This window comes from Rhizobium sp. PEPV16, from assembly GCF_008919455.1.
Classification (GTDB): domain Bacteria; phylum Pseudomonadota; class Alphaproteobacteria; order Rhizobiales; family Rhizobiaceae; genus Rhizobium; species Rhizobium leguminosarum_Q.
This window is the reverse complement of sequence record NZ_VSZV01000351.1, coordinates 73,186-77,798: the sequence shown is the minus strand read 5'-3', so window position 1 is coordinate 77,798 and position 4,613 is coordinate 73,186. Positions and strand designations below refer to the sequence as shown.

Here is a 4,613-nt window from a genome sequence, read left to right as displayed (position 1 = left end):
GGAGCGCGCCCGCGCCTCGATCCTCAATTGCCGTGACGAATCCATCTGATTGCGGAACAGACCCCAGAACCGCTGCTCTGGGTTTGGCAGCGGAACGCCAAACACACCGCCCAGATGAAGAGGCATTTCGAGCGGCCGGGGTGAACCGTGCGAGCATCGGGTTCAGAGCCTCGATCTCGTTGTTCAATAAGCAATCAAAGCTCGGAGCCGACGGCCACTTCGGTCAATCAGTTGCGCCGCCATGGTAAAGCCGCATCAATTTTGACTTAGTCTACGGTCCTTCAAATTCAGACGGTCAGTCCTGCCTCAAGACCGCGGGAACTGCTGCCGCCATGCGCCCAGTCGGTTTCCGTGTTCGGCTGCGCACAGGTTACGATAGAACCAACCTTTGATCGAGGAGAAGGCATTGCCGGATATGCCTACCCGAGCCAGGTAGGCCGCGGCCGTGGGCGATACCCTGATTGCGGAGGACTATGACCCAATTGGGCTCGATCATTTTCGCTTTGCCGGACGATGAGCTTGCGCTGGCGCAGAAAGCTTGCACAACCGTGATCGGGTTCGGCGCGTCAGCTATTAGTCATCTATGCGAGGGGTACGCGCAAAACGAACTTACGCAATTTTGTATAGCCGGAACATCGGATCAGGCCGTATTGCCACGTCGAAGGGCTATCCTCTCACCAGCGAAGATCGGCTCGCAATCATCGAGCAGCGCCAACGGAACTATATCCCAGCAGTTGCTTGTTTTCGATTGGACCCAGCGAGCCCAGATTCAAAAAATATAGACCGGATGGACTGCAGTCGCTATCTGAAAGGCTTGCGATGCTGAAGACGTCGCCGAACCTTCGAATCAGACACCCGAGGCTTCTTTAAGATGAAAAAAGTCCAACGCAGCTTTGCCGTCGAATATAAATCCGGTCGCCGAAAACTCAATTTCAAACCGAACTCAATCTGGGGAGACACCGATCTCAAGTCCGTTGCTCAAGATCTGCAGGACGAGGCAATGCCATTTATGTCATTAACTCCTCAGGCAAAAAGCAGCGAGATGCTTGCATCCGGGGAAGAACAGGCCGGGTCGTTATTGACACTGCCGATCGAGCAGGAGACAAATGCATCGGCTTTACAGGAGATCACAATGGCCGACGAAAACGATGCGATGATCAATGCTGAAACGCCGGCCGCCACGGCGTCCGATTTATCGAAGAAAGTGCGCAAACCTCGCGTTAAGAAGGCAGTCCCTGAAACGCCCCCAGCCCCGGTTTCTGTGCAACCAGCATTGGCTTCGAATGCCGCCGCCGGAAAGCAGAAGAGAGGACGCAAGGCAAAGTCTGACGAAAGCGCGACAAGCGCCAGACGTGCGCCTATCAAGCGTGCTCCGAGGGCGGTGCAGGCAGCGACGGCACCGTCGGTGGCTGCAGTCGACGAGTTTGCGGATCTTCTGCAGCTGGAAGAGGAAAACCAGAGACTGCGCAAGCTGCTGGCTGAGAAGCTCCGTGCTGAAAATGCCGATCTGCGAAAGCGACTCAACCTCGGTTGAGCGACATTCGTCGGGCCGCATTCTCATGCTTATTGAAGTGAATATTCTGGCGGCGGTTCGTTCTGCCGCCAGCGGTTTTTCTCGCACGTTGCACACGGGGTAGAATTCGAGGTCGAATAAAATGGCGTCTGCATGGAAACTTCTTGCCCGGCTGGTGTCTCCGCGACGGCAGCAGAAGCAAGAACACCGCTCGACCGATGAGGTGAAGCCGGACGTATTGGCCATCGCCGAGCCGTCTGGAACTGCAGCCAAAAACGAGCTGGGCGCCACAGACCGTCCTACGGACGAAACGGCAGTTTTTCACGATCATTCCGCGGCGGTGTCAGGCGACCCGGATCATGCCGACGGGGCGGAAAGCGCTGTTGATGGTCCCGCAGAAATCGAAGGCGCTAGGCCGGAGGAAGCAGCTGATCCAGCCTTGTCCGATGAAGCCGCCACAGCTGCGCATGCCGCACCAAATGCCTTTCGACGGCTTGGTGAAGGTCAAACGCGAAAGCGCAGCACGCGGGGCAAGAAGGCGAAAACTATTGAGGTCGTTCTCCCACGGCCTCCAAGCGTTCCCACTGCTTCTGACGATGCAATCAGCCTCGATGGCGAGATCAGGCTGCTCCGGGATCAGTTGGCGCGCAAGCTTCGAATGCAAAATGCACAATTGAAGCGTATGCTGGAGCGGTTCGAGCGCTGAACGTGTCCAAGCCCGACCAACGACCGCGAGCTTGAGCAGCGTGTCAACACATTTTCATGCTAAGCTCGGCAGAAACGCAATTGGCGCCCGGTGAAGCGCCGCGCAAGGAACAAACCGCGCCTACACTCGAACTCCAGCTATCAACAGTATGATCTGGACCTTTCGAATTAGCCGACGATAGCAATACCGACACGCTTCTCGCAGGTCTCACGAATACGACGTTCCAGATCGGCCTGATCGGGGGAGACAGGTGTAGTGGTAGGTGGACCGATCGAAGTTCTACGCTCCACAGGCAAGCCGGATCGAGGCCATCCAATCCCGGCACATGTCCTTCACCACCTCCCGCTTCCGAGCAGGCCTTAGAGCTTTCGCAGAACGACGTCTTGCAACATCTCACGGTCCAGCGTCAGATCTGCGACAATCCTTTTCAACCGCGCGTTCTCGTCTTCGATCTGCATCAGCTTCTTCATTGACCTTGCCCCCAAGTTTTATCCAGTTTTGAGTTCGCTCCAGCGGTTTTTGGTTGCTGCTGTTGATTCGATAGCGGCGGGTTGCGGTGCGGAGCCATTTCGTCTGCGCAGCACCGCATCACGTCGCGGGTTGAGTGTCTGAGCGAATTCGGCCGGTGTCAGCCAGCCAAGGCCTGAATGCGGGCGTAGCCAGAAGCCGCTTCAGCTTCGTGTTCTCGTCCTCCAGCGTCTTCAGCCGCTTGGCTTCGGATACCTCCATGCCGCCGAATTTGGCCTTCCATTTATAGATGCTAGCATCGCTGACGCCATGCTTGCGGCAAAGATCCGAGACCGGCGTGCTAGCCTCGTGCTCCTTCAGAATGCCGATGATCTGTTCGTCTGTGAAACGGTTGCGCTTCATTCTCTGGTCCTCTCAATGGGCCAGAGCTTACTTCAAAATGGATTATCAACGGGGCAAGGTCACGGGGATTGCTCAAATCTCCCCGCTCGCAGCGCAGCTTTCATTACTTATCCGATTTGAAGCCTGTCGGACCGCCTCTCCAAACGCGGTAGTGATCGCGGACGGACTGCGACACGACATGTCGGCAGCCCTACAAACCCTCCGAATAGCGACAACGAAACATGTGCAATCTCGAAGGCTTACCAGCGCAACCTGACTGGCACGAGTAGTGCTCAGAGTAAGCTGGGTCGCTACTGACCTAATCCGATTGTAGGAGATCAAGCGCCTATGAAAACACCGTGGCTGCCGAACAACGTTTGGAGAGAAACCTGATGGCTGCTTTTAGAGATCCAGACGTTCCACCCTCTCCACTTCAGAAGGAACAACGTCATGAGTGAATCCGATCGCTTTGTGTGGCAGAAACTTGGTCGCCATTTCAAGCCCAATGATTTGGCAGGTCTCGTGAGCTCACGCCGGCAGTTTACCGCACATCTCCTGGCAGATCTTCAAACCATAATCGAGGACCTAGTCGCACCTTGGTCCCCTGAGCTCTTGGGCTTCCATCAATGGATCGAGTTTCTTCCGATGAAGCTGTCAGACCTGACCACTTCCGAGGGAAAACACTCCGTGCAACTGACGCCCGTGCAGTATCAGGACATCGACATTGGTGAAGATGAGCCATACGCTTCGATTAACAACGGTCTCTGGCAGATAGACCTCGACGACAACGTGCCTGCAGCAGTCATGCTGTCAAAGTTCAAAGCCCGGGGTGGTTCAAAGGTCCAGGTCGAAATAGTTCATCTGCCTAATGACGTGGGTTATGACTTTGCCGAGAGCTTTCTGCGTACAATCGAGGCGCAGGGCAAGAACTCCCGATATTATCGCAACAAGGCTGTCTCTTTCGAGTCCACTGACTTCGAAGGCAAGAACGAGACAATGCGCGTGCATAAGCTCCCTGCTGTAAGCCGGGACGACGTCGTGCTCTCAAAGGCGACTATGGCCCAGCTCGATACGCACATCTTCGATTTTGTTAATTGCCGGGAGGAGTTGAAGCGCCTCGGCCAGTCAAGACAGAAGGGGATCCTGCTCTACGGAGAGCCTGGCACCGGCAAGACCCATGTCATCCACTATATCGCTGCCAACCTGCCCGGGCACAGCATAGTTCTGGTCACGGCTGAGCAGATGCTGGGTATGGAGAAACACTTCGCGCTGGCTCGTGTCCTGCAGCCATCCATCATGGTGTTTGAGGATGCGGATCTGGTTGGTCGTTCGCGCGAAGATATTTCGGGCCAAAAAGCAGAAACCCGCCTGAACCGTCTGTTGAACGAGTTGGATGGTCTTGGCGAAGATTCAGACATCATCATCCTCCTGACCTCGAACCGGCCGAAATCGCTCGAGGAGGCACTCGCCACCCGATCGGGCCGTGTAGATGCCGCGATTGAGATTCCTCTCCCTGATGACGATTGCCGCGAGCGGTTGTTCAAG

The 4,613-nt window shown here is 55.8% G+C and carries 3 protein-coding genes and 2 pseudogenes; 3 read left to right on the top strand and 2 right to left on the bottom strand.

The window, feature by feature from the left end:
• Positions 1-871: 871 nt before the first annotated feature.
• Positions 872-1,534, top strand: a complete 663-nt coding sequence (locus tag FY112_RS31300; protein WP_151520110.1) for a transcriptional regulator — start codon at positions 872-874, stop codon at positions 1,532-1,534.
• A gap of 121 nt (positions 1,535-1,655) precedes the next feature.
• Positions 1,656-2,219, top strand: a complete 564-nt coding sequence (locus FY112_RS31295) for a hypothetical protein (protein ID WP_017958680.1) — start codon at positions 1,656-1,658, stop codon at positions 2,217-2,219.
• A gap of 188 nt (positions 2,220-2,407) precedes the next feature.
• Here FY112_RS31295 and FY112_RS31290 read toward each other — a convergent pair.
• A pseudogene (locus FY112_RS31290) lies at positions 2,408-2,689 on the bottom strand (IS3 family transposase); the annotation flags it as partial.
• Between the two features lie 187 nt (positions 2,690-2,876).
• A pseudogene (locus FY112_RS38270) lies at positions 2,877-3,089 on the bottom strand (transposase); the annotation flags it as partial.
• Between the two features lie 429 nt (positions 3,090-3,518).
• Between FY112_RS38270 and FY112_RS38265 the strand changes: the two are divergent.
• Positions 3,519-4,613: ATP-binding protein (locus tag FY112_RS38265; protein WP_246700800.1), on the top strand; the 1,095-nt coding region annotated here is incomplete at its 3' end.

Excerpts from the sequence above, each read along its gene's own strand:
- FY112_RS31300 (WP_151520110.1), top strand. The coding sequence starts at position 872 with ATGAAAAAAGTCCAACGCAGCTTTGCCGTCGAATATAAATCCGGTCGC.
- FY112_RS31295 (WP_017958680.1), top strand. The coding sequence starts at position 1,656 with ATGGCGTCTGCATGGAAACTTCTTGCCCGGCTGGTGTCTCCGCGACGG.